Source organism: Halorubrum sp. 48-1-W (assembly GCF_003287355.1).
GTDB lineage: Archaea > Halobacteriota > Halobacteria > Halobacteriales > Haloferacaceae > Halorubrum.
In genome coordinates this window covers 15,167-37,482 of the sequence record NZ_QMIM01000005.1, presented here as the reverse complement: position 1 = coordinate 37,482, position 22,316 = coordinate 15,167, and the positions used below count along the sequence as shown (strand labels likewise).

Sequence of the window (22,316 nt, the reverse complement as noted above, 5' to 3'; positions counted from 1 at the left end):
GTAAACAGATTCATTGTTGTTCCACAACGCTTTTGCGGTCCCTCCGGAGAGATGGGGGCATGACGGACGTCAAGGCGGAACTCCGCGAACAGTTCATGGACGCGTTCGGCGGCGCGGACTTCCCCGTCCAGAACCAGATGGACCTCGTCCCGGCGCTGCCGGACGGCCCGGCGACGAAGTTCGAGGCCGGCGACGTGAGCTTCACCGCGATGGAGCTCGCCGCCAAGCTCGGCAGCGACCAGGACTTCCCGTACGACACCGCCGAGGAGCTCGTCGACGACATCCTCGAGGCGCTCGAGGCGAAGGACCTGATCTAGGGGCTGTCGGCGGGCCCCGATCCGAGGGCCACCCGCCGGCGAGGGGTTGATGTACACGCGGCCGTTAGGTCGCCCGTGACCGTGGCCGCTCCCGGCGTCGTCCCGCAGTGGGTGCTCGTGGGGGTCGCACTCGGCGTCGCCGCCTCCGTCGGCGTCGCCGTCGTCTTCTACCTCGGCCAGCGGCTGTTCCCCGAGGAGGTTTCCTCGACCGACGGGACCTCGAACAGCGACGCGCGCCGCCGCGGGGAGATCCGCGGGTACCTCACGGCGATCGGCGAGCGCTTCCTCGAAGAGTACGCCGTCGGCGGCGTCGTCGTCCCCTTCTACCTCCCGGCGCGCGGCGTCGCCGTGACCTTCGACGCACACGACTACTTCCGGCTCGAGGGCGAGGACGTCCACGCCGTGTTGTGCGAACACGAGATGCCCGGCCGCGGGCTCGGTCGGCGGCTCCCGTTCGACGTGACCGAACCCGACTGGGGCCCCGATCCGGGGCGGTCGGGCCGACGCGACTCGGCCGAGGACGCCTTCGACGAGCTCGGGATCGCCGCCGACGCCGACGCCGACGAGGTGAAGCGGGCCTACCGCCGACGGGTGAAGGAGACCCATCCCGACCGTGGCGGCGACGAGGCGGCGTTCCGCCGGGTCCAGGAGGCGTACGCGACCGCCAGCGACCACGCCGACGGGAACGCGGCCGCGTCCGACCGAGCGGACGGGGGCGGTCGGGCCGGCCGGGAGGGCCGGCAGCGCGGATACGGGTTCGGTCGTTGACCCGTCCGCACCGCCGTCGTCCCGTCCGATCCGGTTCGATCACCGGGGGCTGCCCCGACGTGTTTTTAACGAACGTTTATGTGATTAGATGTGATATCATATCGCATGCGCGCAGCCAGACTCCACGAGTACACCGACGACATGACCGAGGGGCTCACGATCGACGAGGTGGACCGCCCGGAGGCGACGGGCGCGGACGACGTGATCGTCGAGGTCGAGGGGGCGGGATGGTGTCAGACCGACAACCACATCATCGAGGGGATGTGGGAGGAGTACGTCCCCCAGGAGCTCCCGATGACGCTCGGCCACGAGAACGCCGGGACGGTCGTCGAGACGGGCGAGGACGTCGGACTCGTCTCCGAGGGCGATCCGGTGATCTGTCATCCGGTCCAGACCTGCGGTACCTGTCGCCCCTGCCGGCTCGGCGAGACGATGTACTGCGAGAACGACGCGTTCAACGGGCTGACGACCGACGGCGGCTTCGCGGAGTACCTCCACACCAGCGAGCGCTCGGTGATCCCGCTCCCGCGGGGCGTCGAGCCGATCGACATCGCGCCGCACGCCGACGCGGGGATCACGGCCTATCACGCAGTCAAGAAGGCGGTCGCCCGCTTGAACCCCGGCGACCACGCGGTCGTCATCGGCGTGGGCGGGTTGGGCCACATCGGGCTGCAGTGTCTCGACGCGATGAGCGCGGCCCGGATCACCGCGGTCGACCTGAAGGAGTCCGCGCTCGACCTCGCGGAGGGGTACGGCGCCGACCACGTGATCAACCCGGGCGAGGCGGACGTCCGCGAGGAGCTCGACGGGATCACGGACGGGAAGGGCGCCGCGCAGGTGCTCGACTTCGTCGGCGAAGACGTGACCACGGCGTACGCCCCCGACATCACCGCCGCCGGCGGCGACCACCACATCATCGGCTACGGCGGCCACGTCCACGAGCCGGCCCAGGCGCTCGTGAACGGCGAGTTCTCGTTCGTCGGCAACATCGTCGGCCGCTACGCGGAGCTCCAGGAGCTGGTCGCGCTCGTCGAGCAGGGGGACGTCGACCTCCACACCAGCCGGTACGGCCTCGGCGAGGTCAACACGGTCGCCGAGAAGCTCGAACACGGCGAGATCGACGGCCGCGCCGTGATCACGCCCTAGGGACGGAGACTCAAATCGGGGTTTCACTCACGAAAACGCCTATACGATGGATCCGCGACCGTCGAGCATGAACGCCTCTCTCCCGTCCGGATCCGGGCTTTCGTCCCCGCAACGGTGGTCGCTCCTCGCGGGCGGCTACGCGTTCTGCTGTGCCACGGTGACGGCGGTCCTCCTCGCCGACGTACTCGGACTCTTCGCCGAGGTGATCGGCCTCCCGGCCGTGCTCTCGATACCTCTCCTCGCGAGCCCGGCGCTCGTCGCGGGCGCGGGGTTCTGGTGGATGCTCGTCGAACGGCCGGCGTCCTACACGTATCCCCGGGGGGCTGTGTTCGGACTGCTCACCGCGCTCGCAACCGGGGCGGTGTGGAGCGGGCGGTTCGTGGCCGTCTGGGGCGTCGAGATGCTCACGGCCGGCCCCGTCCCGCTTCTGGTCGGGTTCGTGCTCGGGGCAACGGCGCTCGCGGGGACCCTCGTCGGGCTGCCGTTCGCGTACGTCCGCCGACGGGAGGAGACGCGTCGGGACGCCGCCGCGACCGCCAACTCCTTGTGAGTACGGCACACACTCGACGCGCATGGACGAAGACGGTACGGACGAGACGGACGACTCCGCCGCCGACCCCCTCGCCGACGAGGACGTCTACCGCGTCCTCGGGCCGGACGGGATCCCGCTCCCGGACGCGACCGTTCCTGACCTGTCGGACGAGACGTTCCGGACGATCTACCGCGACATGGTCACCACCCGTCGGTTCGACGAGCGCGCGGTCAGCCTCCAGCGGCAGGGCCGGATGGGGACGTACGCGCCGTGTGCCGGCCAGGAGGGGTCGGCGGTCGGGTCGACGCACGCGCTCCGCGATCGCGACCTGATCAGCTACCAGTACCGCGAGCACGGTGCGGTCGTCGCCCGCGACCTGCTCGCCGAGTACCTCCCGTACTGGATGGGCCACGAGGCGGGGACGGCGGCGATCGCCGAGGGGAACGTCTTCCCGCTGAACATCGGGATCGCCGCGCACCTGCCGCACGCGGTCGGGGCGTCGTGGGCGTTCGACTACCGCGAGGAGGACCGCGTGGTGGCGTGTCACTTCGGCGACGGCGCGACGAGCGAGGGCGACTTCCACGAGGCGCTGAACTTCGCCGGCGTCTTCGACACGCCCACGCTGTTCTGTTGTCACAACAACGGCTGGGCGATCTCGGTCCCGCGCGAGCGCCAGACCGCGAGCGCGACGTTCGCCGGGAAGGCGGCCGCCTACGGCTTCGAGGGCGTCCGCGTCGACGGGATGGACCCGCTGGCGAGCTACGCCGTCACCCGGGCGGCGGCCGAGCGCGCCCGGAACGCCGGGGGAACGGGAAGCGAGGACGCGGACGGAGCGGGGATCGTCCGGGACGCGCCGACCCGGCCGACGCTCGTCGAGTTCGTCGAGTACCGGTACGGCGCACACACCACCGCCGACGACCCCACCGCCTACCGCGACGACGACGCGGTCGACCCCTGGCGAGCCATCGATCCGATCGACCGCATGGAGGCGTTCCTCCGGGAGACGGGCCGGATCGACGACGAGGGCGTCGCGGCGGCGCACGACCGCGCCGACGACCTGGTCGCGGAGGCGATAGACGCCGCGGAGGCGGTCGAGGCGGACCCCGCCGCGATGTTCGACCACGCCTACGCCGACCTCCCGCTCGAACTGCGCCGCCAGCGCGACGAGCTGCTCGCGGCGGTCGAGGAACACGGCGAGGGCGCGTTCGACCTCGGGGAGTGACGCCGAGCCCGAGCCCCCGCCTCCCGGGATCGGTTCGCCCGCCTCCCGCGGGGTTTTTGCCCGCCGGTCCCCCGGTAGCGGACATGCGCATCGAGAACAGCTTCATCCCGGTCGAGGGGGTCGGCGAGACGACGGAGCGCCGGCTCTGGGAGCGGGGCGTCCACACCTGGGACGAGTTCGACCCCGCCGTCGACGTGGCCGGCGTCGGCTCGACCACCGCCGACCGGATCGAGGCGTTCATCGCGGAGGCGCGGGCCCGCCTCGACGACGGCGACGCGACGTACTTCGACCGGCGGTTCCCGAGCGGCGAGCGCTGGCGGCTCTACGAGGACTTCCGGGAGGGGACCTGTTTCTTCGACATCGAGACCACCGGCCTCGACGAGCACCGCGACCGGGTCACGACCGTCAGTTTCCACCAGGCCGGCGAGACGACGACGCTCGTGGCCGGCGACGACCTCACCGCCGACCGGCTCCGCGAGCGGTTCCGGGAGGCCGACCTCCTGGCGACGTTCAACGGCGCGCGCTTCGACGTGCCGTTCCTCGAGACGTCCTTCGGGATCGAGGTCGACACCCCGCACCTGGACCTCGTGTATCCGGCGAAGCGGATCGGGCTCTCCGGCGGGCTGAAGCCGATCGAACGGCAGCTCGGCATCGACCGCGACCGCCCGGACCTCTCCGGTCGCGACGCGGTCAGACTCTGGCACGAGTACGAACGCGGCGACGACGGGGCCCTCGAGACGCTGGTGTCGTACAACCGCGAGGACACGGAGAACCTCCGAACGCTCGCGGACACCGTCTGTGAGTCGCTCCACCGCGACGTGTTCGCGCCCGCCGTCGGGGAGAGCACCTGAACGCGGGGCCGCCGCCGAGGAGAGCGTCAGAACCCTGTATCGCTGCCGGTATGTTTTTCACATGTCAAATGGACGTACTAACGGGAATATGTACCGGAACCTTCTGTACCCGACGGACGGGAGCACCGGGTCGAAAGCGGCGGCCGAACACGCTCGGGCCCTCGCCTCGTCGTTCGACGCGACCGTTCACGTGCTACACGTCGTCGACGCACGCCATGCCGGGCTGGGGGCGAGCGGATCGTTCCTCTCCGATGAGCAATCGGGAATGAGCGGCCAGAGCGCCGAAGCCGGTTACGAGGGAATGGGGACGTCGGACGTCGACGACGCGGTCACGGAGCGAGCGGAGGCGGTCGTCGAGGAGACGGTCGCGGCGCTCGGCGACGCCGAGACGGTGACCGCCATCGAGGTGGGGACTCCGCACTCGACGATCCTGAAATACGCCGACGAACACGACGTCGACGCCATCGTGATGGGGACACACGGTCGTACGGGCGTCGAACGATACCTCCTGGGCAGCGTCACGGAGAAGATCGTGCGGATGGCGGACGTCCCCGTGCTGACGATCCGTTCCGACGACGGGTAACGGTCACTCGCGGTCCGTCCCCTCGTCGTCGTCCGTCCCGCCCGACGCGGTCGTCCCGGCGGAGCCGTCACGTTCGGTCGTTTCCGCCTCCTCGAGCGTCGCGTGTAGCGGTCCCGAGGTCGTTCGGGGGCGGGCGTCGGCGGTGTCCACGTCGGAGTCGGTGTCGGTATCCCCGCTCGTATCGGTGTCCACGTCGGAGTCGGTGTCGACGTCCCCGTCCCCGCCAGGGTCCGTGTCGGCGTTCGAGTCGGTGTCGGTCTCCTCGCTCGCGTCCCTGTCGGCGTCGGGGTCCGTCCCCACGTCCTCGCCCACGTCGAGATCGGCGTCCTCGTCGGAGTCCGTCGCTTCGTCCGTTGGTTCTCCCGGTCCGTTTCCGGCTTCCGGTCCGTTTCCGGCTCCCGTCCCGTCGTCGTCGTTCCGGACGGACTGGACCAGCTTCATCTCGCCGCGGGCGCGGAGCGAGCCGTCGATCTCCGCGCCGTCGTGGATCACGAGGTCGCCGGCGGAGACGTCGCCGCGGACGTGCGCGCCCGCCTCGATCGTGACGGTCCCGCCGCGAGTGGTCACGTCGCCGTGGATGACGGTGTCGGCACCGACCGTGACGTCGTCGCGGGCGCGGAGCGAGCCGAACACCTCGTTGCGCTCGCCGATCGCGATCGACTCGGCCCGCAGGTTGCCGTGGAGCCGGCAGTCGTCGCCGACCGCCGCGGGCGTCGAGACGCGCCACGCGTCGTCGGAGATCTCCGCAGCACGGGGGACGAAGAGCGGGTCGCGCACGTCGTCGCCGTCGGCGAGCGCCTCGGCCAGCTCGTCGGCCGCGTCCGTCTCGCCGGCCCGCAACAGCTGTGAGAGCACGATGAAGTAGAAGACGAGCGTGGGAACGGGGTTCCGGATGACGATCCAGCCGTTGGCCTCGAATCCCTCCTCGATGTCCACGTCGTCGCCGATGTCGAGGTCGCCCGAGACCATGAGCCGACCGGCCACGGCCACGCGCTCGCCGAGGTAGGCGTCCTCGCCGACGAGGACGTTGCCGTCGACGGAGCACCAGGTGTCGAGCCGGCAGTCACCGTCGGCCTCGATGTCGTCGCCGATTTCGACGCGCTCGCCGATCGCGACGTTACGGCCCCGGATCCCGAACTCGACGGTCGACTGCCCGCCCACGAGCACGTCACCGTCGACGACCACGTCGTGCTCCTCGACGGTGGTCCCCGACGGGACCGAGAGCTCGTCTATCGGACCGTCGCCCCTCAGTGACACACCCGTGGGAAGTCCCTCGGGAGACATAAACGATAGGGGGGCGTCCGACGCCCGTCGGACGGCCTTCGAATTCCTCCCGAGCCGGGGCTTCACGGAGCCGAGCCCGACGCGTGCGGACCGTCCCCAATGGGGCCCGCGGTCACCGACCTTTTCAACTCCGGTCTCGAACCCGACGACATGGGATTCGGATCGTACGACGAGAGCGAACAGGGGAGCCAGGACGTCGACACCGACGAGGACGGGGCGGTGAACGTCCACGAACACGACCACGACGGGGACGTCTCCGTGGAGGGTGACGCGGACACCGACGAGCTGGTCGACCGCCTCGGCACGATGAAGGGCGACGACGAGTAACGGGACCCGTGAGCGAGCCGACAGCGAGGACGGGTCACGCTCCTTTTATCCGTCGACGGGCTACATCGGCCATGAGCACGGATCTGACGTTCAACGAGGACGGCGTCGACGTCGTCTACGAGGGAACCGAGTTCGAACTCGAGAAGACGCTGATAGAGGAGGCCACGGGGAAGGCATACCGCGACGTGACCGACCACGAGGTCCGTCAGATCGTCGCCGAGGAGCCGGAACTCGACGGCGAACCGGTCCGGATCGGCGACGTGTTGTGAGACGGGTCTGAGTCTGCCGATCGGGGTCAGCGGCGCGGGCTACTCGGGCCGGGGCATCTCTTCGAGTTCGGCGATCTCGCCGGTCTTCTCGACGCGAGCGTACTGCCGTCGCCAGGCGTCCGCCGGGAACAGGTCGTTTCGATCGAACAGCTCTCGCGCCTGCTCGGTGAGCTGATAGAACTTGTACGGGTAGCCACGCACGCGGTCGCCCGGCTCGACGACCAGCTCCGCGACGACGCCGACGTCCTGTAACACGCCCAGATGCCGACGGATCGCGTCCTCACCGAGCGCGGGGTTCATGTAGTCGAGTTCTCGGACGCTCGGAGCACCCTGTGGGTGGCCGACGACGTCCGCGATCAGGTTCGCACGGGTTCGATCGGTAGCCCTCTGGAGCGCCGTCCACGTCTCGAACCCGTCAGGCTCCCTCCCGGCGTCCGCAGTGTTCGTCTTTGCGAGTTGGGGGTTCATACGCGCTACTAAGGACGGACGGCGCATAAACACTTGGTTGCTGAGTACAATCGATTGATCAAGTAGTTTCACAACCAGTACCACTATCTAACGGCAAACTAGATCATGATATGAAATGGTAGGCGGTGACACTGATGATGACCACGACGATCGTGGTGACAGTGAAAGAGGTGTTTCCGACGATACTACCTGTCGAACTACAGAACACGCGGAAGCCGGTCTTATCGGTGACATCGCGGCCGATGAGCTCCACGACGAAGCGACGTTGTCGCTCACACCCGAGCAACACCAGCGACTCAAGGACGGGCTCCACGGGGCCCGGTTCGTCGATGTCCGTCGTGCGAGCCGTCGGTACCTCGTGGTCGGTAGCGGGTCGGGTGCGTCCGGGGAGCGTCGCCGGCACGTGTGTGCTCGGTTGGATGACCGGCGAGACGCCGTCGGGTTCAGGGTAGAGGAGTTCGGGTTCGACGCCGACGACCTCGATCTGTGGGCGCCGGCCTTCGAGGTGTTGTCGGCACAGGCGACGTGGGTCGTCGGCGTGATCGAGGACTTCGACGGCGGCCACGTCTGGGAGCTCGGCTACCTGTATCGACAGCAGACGGTGGTTCGAGACGTGCTGTGGATCCTCAAGCGTGTGTACGACGATCCGGAAAAACAGCGGGCGAAGTACGAGAACGGGATGGCTGTATCCCACCTGGCCGCCCTCGAGAACGCGGTGGATGAGCGTGTCGTGGAGTGGGCGACTACCGACGAACTGGACGGAGCCGTGGATCGGATCCCGTGATGGAGCGCCGACACGCTCGTCTCGGAGCTGAGCGGGGTCGCTTAAACCCCGCCGTTCACGGCGGGAAGGATCACACCCCCTCGTCTCGGAACCGGAACAGATCGATCTCGACAGGGAGTTCCTCGAAGTCGTCGTCGGCCCCCGCGACGAGCGTCGCGTCGCGTTCGTGTGCGAGCGCGACGGCGTACGCGTCGGCGAGGGAGACGCCCCCGTCGGCTTTCACTTCGGCCGCCAGTCGCCAGTCGGCCGATTCGATGCCCACCCCCCGTCGTTCGAGCGCCCGGAGGTCCCGGTCGGCATCCCGTAGTGAGGCGTTCGTCGGAGCGCCATCGACGCCTTCGAACCGCGCGACGAGGTAGAACACTTCGGCGGCGTTCGTTCGGGAGAGGACGCCAGCCGATTCCCCGGCGAAGACCTCGTCGAGAAGCGCTGCGACGGTTTCGTGGGCGAGTTCGCTGTAGAGGAAGGCGACGATCGCCTCGGTGTCGAAGACGTATCCACCGCTCATGCGTCCTCGGACGGACTGAGCCGATCGGCCCGTTCGTCTTCCCGGCGTTTCTCCTCGTCTCTCGCCTCACGGACGCGCTCCAGCACCTCGCCGGGTTCGTGTGTCCCGGCGTGGATCCCGTGTAGCTCCTCGGGCGACGGCACCGGCTCGATGACGATGCGTCCACCCTCCTCGTAGACGAACACCTCACCCGGCGTCTCGATCCCGAACTTCTCGCGTAATCCTTTCGGGATCGTGGCCTGTCCCTTCTGAGAGACGTGTACGATCTGTGGTTCGTTTGTACTACTCGATGTCATTAGTAGTACCTATAGATTTGTGTATTACTAAAACTCCCGCGATCACGGAGAGCGTCGTCGACGGCCACCCGAAGGGAGACGTGACGGGCACCGGTATCGGTCCGAATTCCGCGACCCGAAACGCCTTGTAAGCCCCGCGCCACTCCGTCAACATGTACGACGCGGTCGTGGTCGGCGGGGGCATCGTCGGCTCCTCGGTCGGGTATCACCTCGCCCGTGCGGGCGTCGAAACGCTGCTCGTGGACCGCCGGGACGCGGGTCGGGCGACGACCGCCGGCGCGGGAGTCATCTCGCCGGGGACGAGCAGCCGCACCGCGGACGACGACTGGTTCGCGTTCGCGACCGACGCCGTCGACTACTACCCCGAGCTCGTCGACCGGCTCGAGGCCGACGGCGTCGACGACACGAGCTACGGCCGGGTGGGCCTGATCGCCGCCGCGGTCGACGACGACGAGCTCGCCCCGTACGAGGAGGCGACCGCCCGGATCGAGGCGCGCTGCGAGCAACTCCCGAACATCGAGGCGATCGACCCGGCTGCGGCGACCGACCGCGTCCCCGCGCTCGCGGAGCCACAGCGCGCGTTCCACGTCCTGGACGCCGCACGCGTGAACGGCCAGGTCTTCGCGGGCGCGCTCCGCGAGGCGGGACGGAGCCACGGCCTCGAGGTCGCGGACGGGAACGTGACCGGCGTCCGGACCCGGGACGGCCGCGTGGAGAGCATCGAAGTCGCCGACGGCAGCCGGATCGACGCGGACCGGGTCGTGATCGCCGGCGGCGCGTGGTCGCCCGCGTTCGGCGACGACCTCGGGCTCGAGATCCCCGTCGAACCGAAGCGCGGGCAGATAGTCCACCTCGACCTGCCGGACGCCGAGACGGGTTCGTGGCCGGTCCTGAAGGGCTTCCGGCACCACTACGTCGTTCCGTGGCCCGACGGCCGCCTCGTCGCGGGCGCGACCCGCGAGGCCGGCAGCGGCTTCGATCCGCGGGTCACGGCCGGCGGGCTCCACGAGGTACTCGGAGAGGCGCTCCGGCTCGCACCCGGGCTCGCCGACGCGACCGTGATCGAACGCCGGGTCGGGCTCCGCCCCGTCTGTGCCGACGGGGTCCCCGTCCTCGGTGTCGCCCCCGACGTCGAGGGCGCGTACCTCGCGACCGGCCACGGCGCGACCGGGCTCATGTTGGGCCCCTACAGCGGGAAGCTCGTCGCCGACCACGTCGTCGAGGGGGAGCCGATCCCCGACCGCGTCTCCGTGACGCGATTCGGCGGTGACTCGGGGTAGCGGACCGTCGGGACCGGTCACGCGCGTGGGGTTCACGCATTGGGTACACCACGAGGATCGTTCGCGCCCGGCGGGCCGGCTTTCGCGTGAGCGGACGAACGCGAGGACTTCGCCCGGTACGCCGGGACGGTCACGTCCGATGCCGTGCTCGCGCCCTTCGGGACGGTGGAGACCTGTCGTCACCGCAGGGGACGTCGCCGGGGACGATCGCCGACCGACGAGGTCGTCTCGAGGTGCCACGGCGCGCAGAACCGAGGCGAGCGACCCGTGGCGTCACGACGGGTGCGTGAATCGTCTCGGGGTCACGCGTCTCGTTCACCGGGAAAGCACCGAGGCGTCCTCGGCGTGCGAAAGGGCGTCGGTCGTGACCCCGAGCAGGTCCGCGAGGGTGGGCGAAACCGAACGGGCGTCGATCGGGCCCTCGGGAAGCGTCGGCGCGGCGGGCCCTCCGACGCCGAACAGGGGGAACGTCTTCGGGTCGACGCGACCGTGGGAGCCGCCGACCGCCGTCGGATCGAGCGAGGCCATCCCCTCGTCGCCGATGAACAGTTCACAGGGGTCGAATCCCGGCTTCCGGTGAATGTCGACGCTGGTGGCGTAAAACGGGGCGTCGTCGCGGTCGTCCCACCAGTAGTACTGGAACCAGGCGTCCTGGGCAGCAACGAGGACGAACTCGCCCGCGTTCGGGTGGGCAGCGAGGTCACAGTCACCGGGTGTGAGCAGGGCGTCGACGGCGGGAAGCCCGGCGAGCACCTCGTGGGCGGCCGTTCGAGCCTCCGGATCGACGTAGACGTGCGCGATCTGGTGGTCGACCACCGCGAACGCCGCGGAGGCGTCGAGGTCGACGTCCTCGCCACCCTCGCCGTCGTCAGCCACCGAGAGCAGTCCCGCATCGCGCAGGGCGCGGTTGGGAAACACCGGCGTGTCGACGGCGTTGAACCCGTACTCGCTCACGACGGCCACGGCCGTCCCGTCCCACCGGTCGTCCGCCCGGCGGGCCTCGATGAACTCGCCCAGCAGGTCATCGACTACCGGGAGCTCCGCCTCGAACGCGTCGCCGGGACCCTCCGCCAGGCCGGTGTAGTCGAGGTGGGGGACGTACACCCAAAGCAGGTCCGGATCGACGCGGTCGACGGCCCGCTCCGCGGCCTCGAGGATCCAGCGAGTCGCCTCCACGCTGGCCGCCGGTCCCCAGTAGTTGTGCAGCGGGAAGTGACCCAACTCGTCACGGAGGTCGTCGTAGAAGCCGTCCGGGTTCGTCCAGCAGTTCATCGCGATGAGCTCGTTGTCCGCGTCCTCGACGGGCGAGGGCGTCACGGCGACGTCGGCGTCGGTCCCGATCAGGTGCTGGAAGAACAGCGCCCCGGTCGTCGCCCCGTCCTCGCGGGCCGTCTCCCAGAGGCGTTGCCGGTCGGCACGGTCCCGTCCCCAGAACTCGACCGTGTCGGTCGCGCGGTCGTACCGTCCGCTCGCCACGTCGCCGTGGGTCGTCGGGTCCGTCCCGCTCGCGAGCGTCGATTGGGCCGGCACCGTCAGCGCCGGGAACGCGGGGCGGGTCGCCACGACGTCGTCGAGCAGGTCGGCCAGCGCGGGCATCGCGTCGACCGTGACGTGGCGAGGCTGGAGACCGACGACGTCGAAGACGAGCACGCGGTCGGCGTCGGTCGTCACTCGTCCGCCTCCGGCTTGGTGCCGGCTCCCGCCGTGTCGGCGGTCCGGTCCCGCTCGCCGACCGACGTCGGCCCGTCGCCCGCGTGTGCTTCGACGTACGCCTCGAGCGTGACGAACTGCTTGGAGAGGTCGTGTTCGTCGACGCCCATCGGCGACTTGAAAAAGGAAGCGAGGTGTGGTTGGAGCCCGCCCTCGCCCCGTTCGTCGGCGTAGGCGGCGAGTCGAGCCAGGTCGAGGACGAGCGGTGCCGCCAGCGCCGAGTCGCTCCCCTCCCACGTCAACTGGAGTTTCATCTCGGTGCCGAGGAAGCCCTGGAAGTGGACGTGGTCCCACGCGGTCTTCCAGTCGCCGAGCGACGGGGTGTAGTCGATGCGCACCCGGTTGTGTTCGAGATCGGGGAGTAGCCCGTCCAGGACGCCGCCCTTGCTCGCCAGTTTGCCGGCCTGGTTTTCCTCGTCTTCGAGCACTAAGCCGTCGTCGTTACCGAGGATGTTGTGACCCTCCCAGGACATGACGTGGAGGTTTCGACCGGCGAACATCGGGGCCAGCGCGGACTTCAGTAGCGTCTCCCCGGTTTTCCCGTCTCGACCCATGTGCGGGACGCCCCGGGCCTCGGCGAGCTCCTCGAGGCCGCCGAGTGCGCTCCCCGTGTTGGGCGTGAAGTTGACGAACGGCCGGCCGTCGGACAGCGCCGCGTAGGCGTACAGCGAACTGGCGGGAATCTCGTCGTCGTCGTCGTCGAGCGCCGCCTCGAACGCCGCTCGCGTGTCGTACCGGTCGGGGGTAGCGGGCATCGGTTCGCTCGAGGCCACGTTGATCACGACGACGCGACCGAGGTCGTGGCTCCGCTCGAAGTCGGTCAGGTCGGCCTGGATCCGTTCGACGACGCCACGGAGCGAGTGCTCGTCCTCCAGGAGGTCGTCGCCGGCCAACTCGAGCGCGCGGCCACAGTTCACCGCAGTCCCGGTCCTGATCCGATCGTCGATGTGGTCGAGGTCCTCGGCGACGGCGTCGACCACGGACGCCGGCGGGACGCCGTCCGTCGAGAGGGCGGCCGCCCGTTCCCGGAGGGGCTCGGTTCGAACGTCGTGTCCGCCGAAAACGAACTCCTCGACGCCGGGCAAGTCGAGACGGGCACAGGGTTCCCGGGCGGTCACCAGGCCCGTCGTGTCGGTCACGCCGTGATCGATGGCTCTGGCGCCGACCATCGCCGTCGTCGCGACGTTCCCGCGCGCCCCGATCAGCCAGACGCCAAGCGTCATCGTCGCCTCCGTGTCGGCCCTGGCGACCGCCGGAGGGGGATCCCCCCGGCGCCGTCGTGAATCCCGTGTGTCATCTCGAGGTACTTCCGAGTTCGTCGGCTAAGGAATGATCCGGCTAACGCGCATCCCGCCGGCCGCCGTCCCAGTTATATGACTCCTTAACATCCGATATCGCCGCATGAGACGGGGGATCCGCCGTTTAGTCGGACGGTAATTAATACGGTTGGCTGATTGAACCGTCTCATGCGGATAATCGACCCACACATGCACATGGTGTCGCGCTCGGCGGACGACTACGACCGAGCGCGGCGGGCGGGCATCGAGTGCTGCATCGAACCGGCCTTCTGGAGCGGGACCGACAAGCAACACGCCGGGTCGTTCTTCGACTACTTCGAGCACATCATCGACTTCGAGACCGAGCGGGCCGAGCGGTCGGCGGGGATGGACCACTACGTTACGATCGGGCTCGAGCCGAAAGAGGCGAACTACGAAGCGATGGCTGAGACGGTACTCGAGCGTCTCCCGGCGTATCTGGACCGCGAGAACGTCGTCGGCGTCGGCGAGATCGGCTACGACCAGCAGACCGAGGCGGAAGACCGGGCGTTCCGCCGCCAGCTCCGGATGGCCGAAGAGCGGGAACTCCCCGTCATCGTCCACACACCTCACGAGAACAAGCCGTCGGGGACCGAGCGTATCGTCGACGTCATCGAGGAGGAAGGCGTTACCCAAGAGCGCATCGTCATCGACCACAACACCGCGGAGACGATCGAGACGAGTCTGCAGACCGACTGCTGGATCGGGTTCACGCTCTACCCGGGGAAGATCGAAGCCGACGCGGCGATCGACCTCTTGGAGGAGTACGGCACCGACCGGATGCTGTTCAACAGCGCCGCGGACTGGGACCCCTCGGACCCGCTCGCGGTCCCGAAGGCCCGCGACGAGATGCTCGACCGGGGCTGGAGCCGCGACGAGGTTCGGAAGGTCGTCCTCGAGAATCCGCACGAGTTCTTCAGCCGGTCGCCGAACTTCGAGTATGAGCTCTGAGCTACGACTCGGCTTCTCGACGAACGCCTTCCGAGAGTACGCGCTGGACGAGGCCATCGAGACGATCGGGGACGCGGGATACGACGGTGTCGAACTGCTGTTGGACGAGCCGCACCTCTATCCGACGACGGCGACCGACGCGGACCTCGACGCCGTGCGGGCGGCGCTCGCGGGTGCGAACGTCGCGATCAGCAACTGTAACGCGTTCATGCTGACAGCTATCGAGGGGTTTCACCACCCGTCGTACGTCGAACCCGACGACGAGTACCGACAGCGACGGATCGACTACACCGCCGACGCCCTCCGGGTCGCCGCGGCGCTCGACCAGCCGTACGTCTCCGTTGAGCCGGGCGGACCCGTCCCGGACGGGAAGTCCCGCGAGTGGGCGATGGACCGGTTCGTCGCCGCTATCGAGGAGCTGACGCCGATCGCCCGGGAGACGGGCGTCGACCTCCTCGTCGAACCGGAGCCGGATCTCCTGATCGAGACGACCGATCAGTTCCTCTCGTTCGCCGACCGGGTAGACACGGACGTCGTCGGCTGTAACTTCGACGCGGGCCACCTCTTCTGTGTCGGCGAAGAGCCCCCAGCACAGGTCGAGCGGCTCGCCCCGTACACCCAGCACTACCACCTGGAGGATATCCCGGCGGACCGGCGACACGAGCACACCGCGCTCGGCGACGGGGCGATGGACATCGACGCGTTCCTCACCGCGGTCGCGGCCACCGACTACGACGGGTACGTCACCGTCGAACTGTACCCGTACCAAGAGACCGCCGCGGAGACCGCTCGGGACGCGATGGACTACCTCCGCGACCACGGGTGGGCGTGAGGCGATGGCGACGACGTCCCCGACGGTCCGCGACCGGTTCACGGGGTACGCGGCGCTCGTCCGCGTGCCGAACCTGTTCACCGCGCCGCCGGACGTCGTCGCCGGGGCCGCGCTCGCGATCACCGCCGGGATCGCCGGTCGTGCCGTCCGCCCCAGGGACGTTGCGGTTCTCGCGGTCGCGTCGATGCTGTTGTACGCCGGCGGGACGTCGCTGAACGACTGGGCCGACGCCGCCGGCGACGCGGAGACGCGCCCCGAGCGCCCCATCCCCTCCGGGATCGTTCCCCGACGGGCCGCACTCGGCGTGGGACTCACGGCGCTCGGCGGCGGGGTCGTGCTCGCTGCGACCGTCGGCCCGGTGTCCGTCGCGGTTGCGGGCCTCCTGTCGATCGTCGTCGTGGGCTACGACGCCCTGTTGAAGGGGACTTCGGCCGGGTTCCTCGCGATGGGTACGGCCCGCGGGCTCAACGTTCTCCTGGGTGCCAGCGTTGGAGGCGGGGAGATCCGTGCCGCGCTGGACGGCCCCGGGATCGACACGACGGTGGGACTCGTCGCCGTCCCGGCGGCGGTTTTCGGCTACATCGCGGCCGTCACGGCGATGGCCGACGACGAGGGGACGGGCGGCTCCCGTCGACGCATTCTCACCGTAGGCGCGGCGTCGCTGCTCGCTGCGGTCGTCGTCGCCGGCACGCTCTTCACTGCCCGCCCGTCGGCGCTCGCGATCGTCGTGGGCCTCCTCGCGCTCGGCGTGTTCCTCGTCCGCAACGGGCGGACACTCCGTCGAGCGTACGCCGACCCGGTACCCGAGGCCGTCGTTCCCGCGGTCGGGACCTGCGTCGTGGGCGAATCGATTCTCGTCGGGAGTGCGGCGGCGGCCGCCGGCGTCGGGTGGGCGCTCACGGCGCTGTCGTTTCTCGTCCCCGCGACGGTCCTCTCGAAGCGGTTCGACGTCAGCTGATCCACCATGACACGACTCGCATTCTCCACGAACGCGTACACGGAGTACGACCTCCCCGAAGCGATCGGGCGCATCGCCGACCACGGCTACGCCGGAGTCGAACTGCTCGGTGACGACCCCCACGCCTATTTCCCGAGGTTCGGGACTGCGGACCGGAACGCGGTCCGCGAGGCTCTCGAAGGGACCGGTCTCGCGGTGTCGAACGTCAACGCCAACACCGCGACGGGCTTCTACGACGACGCCCCGCCGTCGGCCTTCTTCGAACCGAGCCTCTCGACGGCCGACGGGGACGACCGCCGGTGGCGGATCGAGTACACGAAGCGGGCGATCGATCTCGCCGACCTGGTCGGCGCCCCGGCCGTCTGCGTCGCTTCGGGGACCGCCCTCCCCGGTACGCGTCCCGAGGAGGCGTACGAGTACTTCGTCGACTCTCTCCACGAGATCCTCGACTACGCGGAACCGCGGGGGATCGAGGTCGGCATCGAGTTCGAACCCGAACTGCTCGTCGAGAACGTCGAAGAGACGCTGACGTTGCTCGACGACGTGGGCCGGGACGGACTCGGTGTCAACCTCGACCTCGGCCACGTGGCGGTGTACGGCGACGACCCCGTCGACGCGATTCACCGGTGTGCGGGCGTCATCACCGGCGTCCATCTCGAGGACATCGCCGGCGGGATACGCGGGAAACACTACCACCTCGTCCCCGGCGAAGGGGATCTCTCGTTCGCTCCGATGTTCGATGCGTTCGACGATATCGAGTACGACGGGTTCGTCACCATGGAGCTGTACACGTACCCACAACGGCCGGACCACGCGGCACGGGAGGCGTACGAGGCGTTGGCGCGATTCGTCTGACACGCCCCCCGTCCGGCCCTTCCGACGGTGTCGTCACTCGTCTCGCGTCGGTGAGACCGGGTGCTGGGGACGCCTGCGGTCGCTGACCCGGAGTGGCCGGTATCGAGCGAGACGATCGCCGAAAGACAAGATCGAAGCGCTAAACGGGCCGCTCCGAGGACACACGCTCATGCGAAACAAGCGCGTCCTCGTGACGGGCGGCGCGGGCTTCATCGGCTCGAACCTCGCGAACCGCCTCGCGGCCGACAACGACGTGATCGCCGTCGACGACACCTACCTCGGCACGCCAGAGAACCTCGTCGACGACGTTGCGTTCGTCGAGGCCTCCGTCCTCGACGACGACTACCCGGTCGACGTCGACGTCGTCTTCCACCTCGCCGCGCTCTCCTCGCGCAACATGCACGAGTCCGACCCCCAGCGCGGCTGCCGCGTCAACGTCGAGGGGTTCGTCAACACGGTCGAACGCGCCCGGAAGGAGGGGTGTGACACCGTCGTCTACGCCTCTACCTCCTCGATCTACGGTAGCCGCACCGAGCCCTCCCCCGTCGACATGGACGTCGAGGCGCACACCGCCTACGAGGCCTCCAAGCTCGCCCGCGAGCGCTACGCGGAGTACTACGCCAACCACCACGACATGAACATGGCGGGCCTGCGCTTCTTCTCGGTCTACCAGGGCTTCGGCGGCAACGAGGGACACAAAGGGGAGTACGCGAACACGGTCGCGCAGTTCGCCGACGCCATCGCCTCCGGCGAGGCCCCCGAACTCTTCGGCGACGGTTCCCAGACCCGCGATTTCACCCACGTCGACGACGTCGCCCGCGCCTGCGAGCTCGCTGTCGACGAGGAGCTGACGGGCGTCTACAACGTCGGCACCGAGGAGGCGTACTCCTTCAACGAGATGGTCGAGCTGATCAACGACGCGCTCGGCACCGAGGTCGACCCCGAATACGTCGAGTGCCCCTTCGACGGCTACGTCCACGACACCATGGCCGACGCCTCGGAGTTCCACGACGCCACCGGCTGGGAACCCGAGATCGACTTCGCGGAGGGCGTCGAACGCGTCTGTGCGCCCTACATCGAGGGCGCGCGAGAGATAACGTAGCGGCCCCATCGAGCTCTTTTCGACGCCGATCCCCCCATCGTCGGTACGGATCCCCGGCGGCGTGCTGACAGCCCCGGTACGGAGACGACCCCGATCACGCGATCGCGATCGTACTCGAAATCCGGGGTCGATCGGGACCGAACGGCTCCACGGCGCAGGGACGCCCTCCCGGCCCGCTACTCCTCGACCTTCCCGTCCCGCCGGTCGCGCTCCCGGGCCTTCGGGTCGCGCGCTTCGGGATCGCCGTGGCCGCCGCCGCCGGGCGTCCGGATCGAGACGGTCGACCCGGCCGAAACGTCGACGGAGACCTTCGCGGGCACCGGCTCCCCGTCGACGAGGTTCTCTCCCACGGCACCGTTCCCCCCGCCGTCGAGCCCCGCGGGGGCCGTCCGCCGGCGTTCGGTCAGAAGCGAGACGGTGGCGTCGGTCTCGACGGTGACGGTGCGTTCGAGCCCCAGCCCGCCGCGGTACCGGCCGTCGCCGCCGCTCGAGGGGCGGAGCGCGTAGCGCTCGACCCGGAGGGGGTACTCGAGTTCCATCGCCTCGGCGGGCGTGTTGAGCGTGTTCGTCATCCCGACCTGGACGCCGTCCATGCCGTCCTTCCCGGGACGAGCGCCGAACCCGCCGCCGATCGTCTCGTAGTAGGTGAACTCGCCCGAGCGGTCGCCGATGATGAGGTTGTTCATCGTCCCCTGCCCGCCGGCGGGGATGGCGTCGGGGATCGCCGGGGCGAGCGCAACGAGCGTGACGTCGGTGACGCGCTGGCTCGTCTCGACGTTGCCGCCGACGACCGCCGCCGGGGGGTTCGGGTCGAGGAGCGACCCCTCGGGTGCCGACACCGACACCGGCTCGTAACAGCCGTGGTTCGGCGGGATCTCCGGGTCGGTGATCGCGCGGACGACGAAGTAGACCGCGCTCTTCGCGACCGACAGCGGCGCGTTCAGGTTGCCCGCCACCTGGTCCGCGGTGCCGGCGAAGTCGACGGCGAGCGAGGCCCCGTCGATCGTGACGGCGGCCTCGATCGGCACGTCCCCGTCGGTCACGCCGTCGCCCTCGAGGACGTCCCGCGCCCGGTAGGTGCCGTCCGGGAGGGCAGAGAGCGCCGTCTCCACGCGCTCGCGGGAGTAGTCGATGACGGCGTCGAACGCTACGAGCAACGTCGACCCGTGCTCGTCGAGGAGCTCGCCGACCCGCTCTTCGGCCCGCGCGTTCGCGGCGCGCTGTGCCCGGAGGTCGGCGTCGCGCTCGTCGGGCGTCCGGACGTTCGCCCGGATCAGCTCGTGGACCGCCTCGTTCGGCTCGCCGCCGTCGACGAGCCGGACCGCGGGCAGTCGGAGCCCCTCCTCGTAGATCTCGCGGGCACCCGGCGGCATGCTCCCCGGCGCGCTGCCCCCCACGTCGGCGTGGTGGGCGCGCGACACCGCGAAGCCGAGCACCTCGCCCTCGGGCGCGATCGTCGACACCAGCGTGACGTCCGGCAGGTGCGTCCCGCCCGCGAACGGGTCGTTGACGACGAACACGTCGCCCGGCTTCGGGTCCTTCTCGAGGACCGTCTCGACCGCGTCGGGCATCGCGCCGAGGTGGACCGGGATGTGCTCGGCCTGCGCGACCATCCGCCCCGACGCGTCGAAGAGCGCGGTCGAGCAGTCCTGCCGCTCCTTGATGTTCGGCGAGTACGCCCCACGGATCAGCACGTGGCCCATCTCGGTAGCGACGCTCTCGAGCTGGTTCCGGAGGATCTCCAGCGTTACGGGGTCCATCCCGCCGCGTTCGTCGTCCGTCGTCCCCGACTCGTCGCTCATTCCCCGCTCACCTCCGCGAGCAGCGCGCCGTCCGAACGAACCCGCACGTTCCAGCCCGGCGGGACCACGGCCGTGCTCTCGTCGCCCTCGACGACCGCCGGCCCCGCGATCGTCTCGCCCGGCGACAGCCGACCGCGGTCGTAGACGGCCGTCTCGTGGACGCCGTCGTCGCCGTCTCCCTCACCGTCGCCGAAGGCCGCCTCGCGGGTCCCCTTCCGCGGGTCGCCGTCGGCGTCGTACGTGAACGACGGCGCGTCCCGGGCGACGGTGGCCGTCGCGCGGCAGTTCACGAGCGTGACCGGCTCGTTCACGCGGTAGCCGTAGGCAGACTCGTGAGCCGCCGCGAACGCCTCGCCGGCCGCCGTGGGGTCGAAGGGGCGCTCGACGTCGACGGTGAGCTCGAAGCTCTGGCCGGCGTATCGGAGGTCGACTGCGTACCGCACGCACGCCGCGTCGCGGTCGCTCACCTCGGAGAGGAGCTCCTCGGCCAGCGACGCGTACACCGCGTCGACGTCGGCGGGGTCGACCGCCGAGAGCGGACGCTGGTACGTCCGGACCGCGTCGCGCTTCTCGTCGGCCGCGAGCAGACCGTACGCCGAGAGCACGCCGGACGCCCGCGGGATCACCACGCGCGAGACGTCGAGGCCGTCCGCGATCGCGATCGCGTGCATCGGGCCCGCCCCGCCGAACGCGACGAGGCCGAACCGCCGCGGGTCGTACCCCCGCTCGACGGTCACGGAACGGATCGCCCGCGTCATGTTCGCGTTCGCGACGCGGTGAACGCCGCGGGCGGCCGCGAGCGGGCCGTCCATGCCCGCCTCCACAGCCAGCGCCGCGAGGGCGTCGTGGGCGGCGTCCGGATCGAGCGACAGCTCGCCGCCGAGGCTGGTGCTCGCGCCGACGTAGCCCAGCACGAGGTTCGCGTCCGTCACGGTCGGCTCCGTACCTCCCTTCCCGTAACAGGCGGGACCGGGGTCGGCGCCGGCCGATCGCGGACCGATGCGGAGCGCACCGCCGGCGTCGACCCAGGCGATCGACCCGCCGCCCGCGCCGACCGTCTCGACGTCGACCATCGGCGTCCGGATCGGCCGACCGTTTATCTCCCCCTCCGTCGTCCGCTCGGCCGTGCCGTCGCGGACGAGGCTCACGTCGCTCGACGTCCCGCCCATGTCGAAGGTGACGAGGCCGGCCCCCTTGCTCGCCTCGCCGGCCCCTCTGCTCGCCTCGCCGTCCGCGTCCTGGGTCGGTTCCGCTCCGTCACCGGCCGCCATCGCGCTCGCACCCACGACGCCCGCGGCCGGCCCCGAGAGCACCGTCGTCACGGCGTTCTCCCTGACGGTGTCGGCGTCGGTGATCCCCCCGTTCGCCTGCATGATCCGCGGCTGGGGGACGCCGCGGTCGCGCGCGCGGTCCGCGAGCCCGCCCACGTAGCGGTCGATCGCCGGACCGACGTAGGCGTCGACGACCGTCGTCGACGTCCGCTCGTACTCGCGGAACTCGGCGAGCACCTCGTGGGAGGCCGACACCGGCACGTCGAGCGCTGTGCGCAACGTCTCCGCGACCCGGCGTTCGTTCTCCGGGTGTGCGTACGCGTGGAGCAACGAGACGGCGACCGACTCGACGTCGGCCTCGCGGAGCTCGTCGGCGACGGCGCGCACCGCATCGACGTCGACGGGGCGTTCGATCCCGTCGACGGTCGCCCGCTCGTCGACCTCGAACCGGCGGCGCCTAGGCACGAGCGGCGCGGGCTTCTCGGCGTCGAGGTCGTACAGCGACGGCCGGTCCTGGCGACCGATCTCGAGGACGTCCCGGAACCCCTCGGTCGTGACGAGGCCGGTCCGCGCGCCGTCCTCCTCTAAGAGCGCGTTGACCGAGACGGTCATCGCGTGGGAGAACGCCTCGAGGCTCTCGGGGTCGATCCCGGCCGCCGAACAGGCCTTCTCGATCCCGGCCATCACCCCCTCGCTCTGGTCGTCGGTGCTCGGGACCTTCGCGGTCACGAGTTTGCCGTCGACCGCCAGCGCCACGTCGGTGAACGTGCCGCCGACGTCGACGCCGACCCGTCGCTCTCCCATCTATACCACCCCGGCAGTGCGGGCAACCCCCGCCTCCGGGCTCACGTCGTTGTATCGTGTGTGTTCCATGTCGATCGCTT

General features: G+C 69.8%; 25 protein-coding genes. 16 read left to right on the top strand and 9 right to left on the bottom strand.

The annotated features are described in order from the left end of the window. Window positions 1-59: 59 nt before the first annotated feature. From DQW50_RS03680 to DQW50_RS03650, 7 genes are all read left to right on the top strand, one after another. Window positions 60-317, top strand: a complete 258-nt coding sequence (locus tag DQW50_RS03680) for an MTH865 family protein (RefSeq protein WP_112077961.1) — start codon at window positions 60-62, stop codon at window positions 315-317. A 75-nt stretch (window positions 318-392) separates the two neighbouring features. Then, the gene (locus DQW50_RS03675; protein ID WP_112077960.1) at window positions 393-1,085 is read left to right on the top strand and encodes a J domain-containing protein; all 693 of its coding nucleotides are present in this window, start codon (window positions 393-395) and stop codon (window positions 1,083-1,085) included. A gap of 105 nt (window positions 1,086-1,190) precedes the next feature. Next, window positions 1,191-2,231, top strand: coding sequence for an NAD(P)-dependent alcohol dehydrogenase (locus DQW50_RS03670; protein ID WP_112077959.1), 1,041 nt, complete (start codon window positions 1,191-1,193; stop codon window positions 2,229-2,231). 67 nt (window positions 2,232-2,298) lie between these two features. Beyond that, window positions 2,299-2,781, top strand: coding sequence for a hypothetical protein (locus DQW50_RS03665; protein WP_112077958.1), 483 nt, complete (start codon window positions 2,299-2,301; stop codon window positions 2,779-2,781). A 22-nt stretch (window positions 2,782-2,803) separates the two neighbouring features. Then, the gene (locus DQW50_RS03660) at window positions 2,804-3,985 is read left to right on the top strand and encodes a thiamine pyrophosphate-dependent enzyme (RefSeq protein ID WP_112077957.1); all 1,182 of its coding nucleotides are present in this window, start codon (window positions 2,804-2,806) and stop codon (window positions 3,983-3,985) included. 83 nt (window positions 3,986-4,068) lie between these two features. After that, entirely contained in the window at window positions 4,069-4,836 is a 768-nt protein-coding gene (locus tag DQW50_RS03655; protein WP_112077956.1) for a ribonuclease H-like domain-containing protein, read from the top strand. An 88-nt stretch (window positions 4,837-4,924) separates the two neighbouring features. Further along, window positions 4,925-5,419, top strand: a complete 495-nt coding sequence (locus tag DQW50_RS03650) for a universal stress protein (RefSeq protein ID WP_112077955.1) — start codon at window positions 4,925-4,927, stop codon at window positions 5,417-5,419. A 3-nt stretch (window positions 5,420-5,422) separates the two neighbouring features. On the opposite strand, the gene DQW50_RS03645 is transcribed toward DQW50_RS03650, so the two are convergent. After that, window positions 5,423-6,676, bottom strand: a complete 1,254-nt coding sequence (locus DQW50_RS03645) for a polymer-forming cytoskeletal protein (RefSeq protein ID WP_112077954.1) — start codon at window positions 6,674-6,676, stop codon at window positions 5,423-5,425. A gap of 177 nt (window positions 6,677-6,853) precedes the next feature. On the opposite strand from DQW50_RS03645, the gene DQW50_RS03640 reads away from it, so the two are divergent. After that, window positions 6,854-7,030, top strand: a complete 177-nt coding sequence (locus DQW50_RS03640; RefSeq protein ID WP_112077980.1) for a DUF5786 family protein — start codon at window positions 6,854-6,856, stop codon at window positions 7,028-7,030. 71 nt (window positions 7,031-7,101) lie between these two features. Beyond that, window positions 7,102-7,299 (top strand): DUF5800 family protein, encoded by a 198-nt coding sequence (locus DQW50_RS03635; protein ID WP_112077953.1) that lies wholly within the window; start codon window positions 7,102-7,104, stop codon window positions 7,297-7,299. Between the two features lie 39 nt (window positions 7,300-7,338). Here DQW50_RS03635 and DQW50_RS03630 read toward each other — a convergent pair whose 3' ends face one another. Both DQW50_RS03630 and DQW50_RS18365 read right to left on the bottom strand, forming a co-directional pair. Continuing rightward, window positions 7,339-7,767 (bottom strand): ArsR family transcriptional regulator, encoded by a 429-nt coding sequence (locus tag DQW50_RS03630; protein WP_112077952.1) that lies wholly within the window; start codon window positions 7,765-7,767, stop codon window positions 7,339-7,341. 103 nt (window positions 7,768-7,870) lie between these two features. Beyond that, window positions 7,871-8,170 (bottom strand): hypothetical protein, encoded by a 300-nt coding sequence (locus DQW50_RS18365; protein ID WP_241964327.1) that lies wholly within the window; start codon window positions 8,168-8,170, stop codon window positions 7,871-7,873. On the opposite strand from DQW50_RS18365, the gene DQW50_RS18360 reads away from it, so the two are divergent. Beyond that, on the top strand, window positions 8,171-8,551 hold the full coding sequence (locus tag DQW50_RS18360; RefSeq protein WP_241964325.1) for a hypothetical protein: 381 nt from the start codon (window positions 8,171-8,173) through the stop codon (window positions 8,549-8,551). It abuts the gene before it with no gap. 70 nt (window positions 8,552-8,621) lie between these two features. On the opposite strand, the gene DQW50_RS03620 is transcribed toward DQW50_RS18360, so the two are convergent. Both DQW50_RS03620 and DQW50_RS03615 read right to left on the bottom strand, forming a co-directional pair. After that, on the bottom strand, window positions 8,622-9,059 hold the full coding sequence (locus DQW50_RS03620; RefSeq protein ID WP_112077950.1) for a PIN domain-containing protein: 438 nt from the start codon (window positions 9,057-9,059) through the stop codon (window positions 8,622-8,624). Then, window positions 9,056-9,355 (bottom strand): AbrB/MazE/SpoVT family DNA-binding domain-containing protein, encoded by a 300-nt coding sequence (locus DQW50_RS03615; RefSeq protein ID WP_112077949.1) that lies wholly within the window; start codon window positions 9,353-9,355, stop codon window positions 9,056-9,058. Before DQW50_RS03615 ends, DQW50_RS03620 begins: the two co-directional genes overlap by 4 nt. 152 nt (window positions 9,356-9,507) lie before the next feature. Here DQW50_RS03615 and DQW50_RS03610 point away from each other — a divergent pair, with 152 nt between their 5' ends. Beyond that, window positions 9,508-10,635 carry an FAD-binding oxidoreductase gene (locus DQW50_RS03610; RefSeq protein ID WP_112077948.1) on the top strand — a complete coding sequence of 376 codons (1,128 nt, stop codon included), beginning with the start codon at window positions 9,508-9,510 and terminating at the stop codon, window positions 10,633-10,635. Between the two features lie 315 nt (window positions 10,636-10,950). Here the strand turns inward: DQW50_RS03610 and DQW50_RS03605 are convergent, their stop codons facing one another. Together DQW50_RS03605 and DQW50_RS03600 are read right to left on the bottom strand one after the other, a co-directional pair. After that, window positions 10,951-12,306, bottom strand: a complete 1,356-nt coding sequence (locus tag DQW50_RS03605; protein WP_241964323.1) for an alkaline phosphatase family protein — start codon at window positions 12,304-12,306, stop codon at window positions 10,951-10,953. Continuing rightward, a complete protein-coding gene (locus DQW50_RS03600) occupies window positions 12,303-13,568 on the bottom strand; it encodes an inositol-3-phosphate synthase (protein ID WP_112077947.1) in 1,266 nt (421 codons plus the stop codon). The genes DQW50_RS03605 and DQW50_RS03600 overlap by 4 nt, the downstream gene beginning before the upstream one ends. Window positions 13,569-13,811: 243 nt before the next feature. On the opposite strand from DQW50_RS03600, the gene DQW50_RS03595 reads away from it, so the two are divergent. The 5 genes from DQW50_RS03595 (at window position 13,812) to DQW50_RS03575 (ending at window position 18,359) form a co-directional block, all read left to right on the top strand. Then, complete coding sequence (locus DQW50_RS03595) at window positions 13,812-14,612, top strand: TatD family hydrolase (protein ID WP_112077946.1); 801 nt, start codon at window positions 13,812-13,814, stop codon at window positions 14,610-14,612. Further along, the gene (locus tag DQW50_RS03590) at window positions 14,602-15,444 is read left to right on the top strand and encodes a sugar phosphate isomerase/epimerase (RefSeq protein WP_112077945.1); all 843 of its coding nucleotides are present in this window, start codon (window positions 14,602-14,604) and stop codon (window positions 15,442-15,444) included. Before DQW50_RS03595 ends, DQW50_RS03590 begins: the two co-directional genes overlap by 11 nt. 4 nt (window positions 15,445-15,448) lie before the next feature. Continuing rightward, window positions 15,449-16,402: a UbiA family prenyltransferase gene (locus tag DQW50_RS03585; RefSeq protein ID WP_112077944.1), complete on the top strand. Its 954-nt coding sequence runs from the start codon at window positions 15,449-15,451 to the stop codon at window positions 16,400-16,402. A gap of 6 nt (window positions 16,403-16,408) precedes the next feature. Further along, on the top strand, window positions 16,409-17,257 hold the full coding sequence (locus DQW50_RS03580) for a sugar phosphate isomerase/epimerase (protein WP_112077943.1): 849 nt from the start codon (window positions 16,409-16,411) through the stop codon (window positions 17,255-17,257). A gap of 169 nt (window positions 17,258-17,426) precedes the next feature. Continuing rightward, complete coding sequence (locus tag DQW50_RS03575) at window positions 17,427-18,359, top strand: NAD-dependent epimerase/dehydratase family protein (RefSeq protein WP_112077942.1); 933 nt, start codon at window positions 17,427-17,429, stop codon at window positions 18,357-18,359. Window positions 18,360-18,535: 176 nt separating this feature from the next. Here the strand turns inward: DQW50_RS03575 and DQW50_RS03570 are convergent, their stop codons facing one another. Both DQW50_RS03570 and DQW50_RS03565 read right to left on the bottom strand, forming a co-directional pair. Next, a complete protein-coding gene (locus DQW50_RS03570; protein WP_112077941.1) occupies window positions 18,536-20,161 on the bottom strand; it encodes a hydantoinase B/oxoprolinase family protein in 1,626 nt (541 codons plus the stop codon). Beyond that, complete coding sequence (locus tag DQW50_RS03565) at window positions 20,158-22,236, bottom strand: hydantoinase/oxoprolinase family protein (RefSeq protein WP_112077940.1); 2,079 nt, start codon at window positions 22,234-22,236, stop codon at window positions 20,158-20,160. The genes DQW50_RS03570 and DQW50_RS03565 overlap by 4 nt, the downstream gene beginning before the upstream one ends. Window positions 22,237-22,316 lie beyond the last annotated feature (80 nt).

Bases quoted from the DNA above. Each gene is read 5' to 3' on its own strand.
- DQW50_RS03680 (WP_112077961.1), top strand. From the start codon at position 60: ATGACGGACGTCAAGGCGGAACTCCGCGAACAGTTCATGGACGCGTTC.
- DQW50_RS03670 (WP_112077959.1), top strand. From the start codon at position 1,191: ATGCGCGCAGCCAGACTCCACGAGTACACCGACGACATGACCGAGGGG.
- DQW50_RS03665 (WP_112077958.1), top strand. From the start codon at position 2,299: ATGAACGCCTCTCTCCCGTCCGGATCCGGGCTTTCGTCCCCGCAACGG.
- DQW50_RS03660 (WP_112077957.1), top strand. From the start codon at position 2,804: ATGGACGAAGACGGTACGGACGAGACGGACGACTCCGCCGCCGACCCC.
- DQW50_RS03655 (WP_112077956.1), top strand. From the start codon at position 4,069: ATGCGCATCGAGAACAGCTTCATCCCGGTCGAGGGGGTCGGCGAGACG.
- DQW50_RS03650 (WP_112077955.1), top strand. From the start codon at position 4,925: ATGTACCGGAACCTTCTGTACCCGACGGACGGGAGCACCGGGTCGAAA.
- DQW50_RS03640 (WP_112077980.1), top strand. From the start codon at position 6,854: ATGGGATTCGGATCGTACGACGAGAGCGAACAGGGGAGCCAGGACGTC.
- DQW50_RS03635 (WP_112077953.1), top strand. From the start codon at position 7,102: ATGAGCACGGATCTGACGTTCAACGAGGACGGCGTCGACGTCGTCTAC.
- DQW50_RS03630 (WP_112077952.1), bottom strand. From the start codon at position 7,767: ATGAACCCCCAACTCGCAAAGACGAACACTGCGGACGCCGGGAGGGAG.
- DQW50_RS03620 (WP_112077950.1), bottom strand. From the start codon at position 9,059: ATGAGCGGTGGATACGTCTTCGACACCGAGGCGATCGTCGCCTTCCTC.
- DQW50_RS03615 (WP_112077949.1), bottom strand. From the start codon at position 9,355: ATGACATCGAGTAGTACAAACGAACCACAGATCGTACACGTCTCTCAG.
- DQW50_RS03610 (WP_112077948.1), top strand. From the start codon at position 9,508: ATGTACGACGCGGTCGTGGTCGGCGGGGGCATCGTCGGCTCCTCGGTC.
- DQW50_RS03600 (WP_112077947.1), bottom strand. From the start codon at position 13,568: ATGACGCTTGGCGTCTGGCTGATCGGGGCGCGCGGGAACGTCGCGACG.
- DQW50_RS03595 (WP_112077946.1), top strand. From the start codon at position 13,812: ATGCGGATAATCGACCCACACATGCACATGGTGTCGCGCTCGGCGGAC.
- DQW50_RS03590 (WP_112077945.1), top strand. From the start codon at position 14,602: ATGAGCTCTGAGCTACGACTCGGCTTCTCGACGAACGCCTTCCGAGAG.
- DQW50_RS03585 (WP_112077944.1), top strand. From the start codon at position 15,449: ATGGCGACGACGTCCCCGACGGTCCGCGACCGGTTCACGGGGTACGCG.
- DQW50_RS03580 (WP_112077943.1), top strand. From the start codon at position 16,409: ATGACACGACTCGCATTCTCCACGAACGCGTACACGGAGTACGACCTC.
- DQW50_RS03575 (WP_112077942.1), top strand. From the start codon at position 17,427: ATGCGAAACAAGCGCGTCCTCGTGACGGGCGGCGCGGGCTTCATCGGC.
- DQW50_RS03570 (WP_112077941.1), bottom strand. From the start codon at position 20,161: ATGAGCGACGAGTCGGGGACGACGGACGACGAACGCGGCGGGATGGAC.
- DQW50_RS03565 (WP_112077940.1), bottom strand. From the start codon at position 22,236: ATGGGAGAGCGACGGGTCGGCGTCGACGTCGGCGGCACGTTCACCGAC.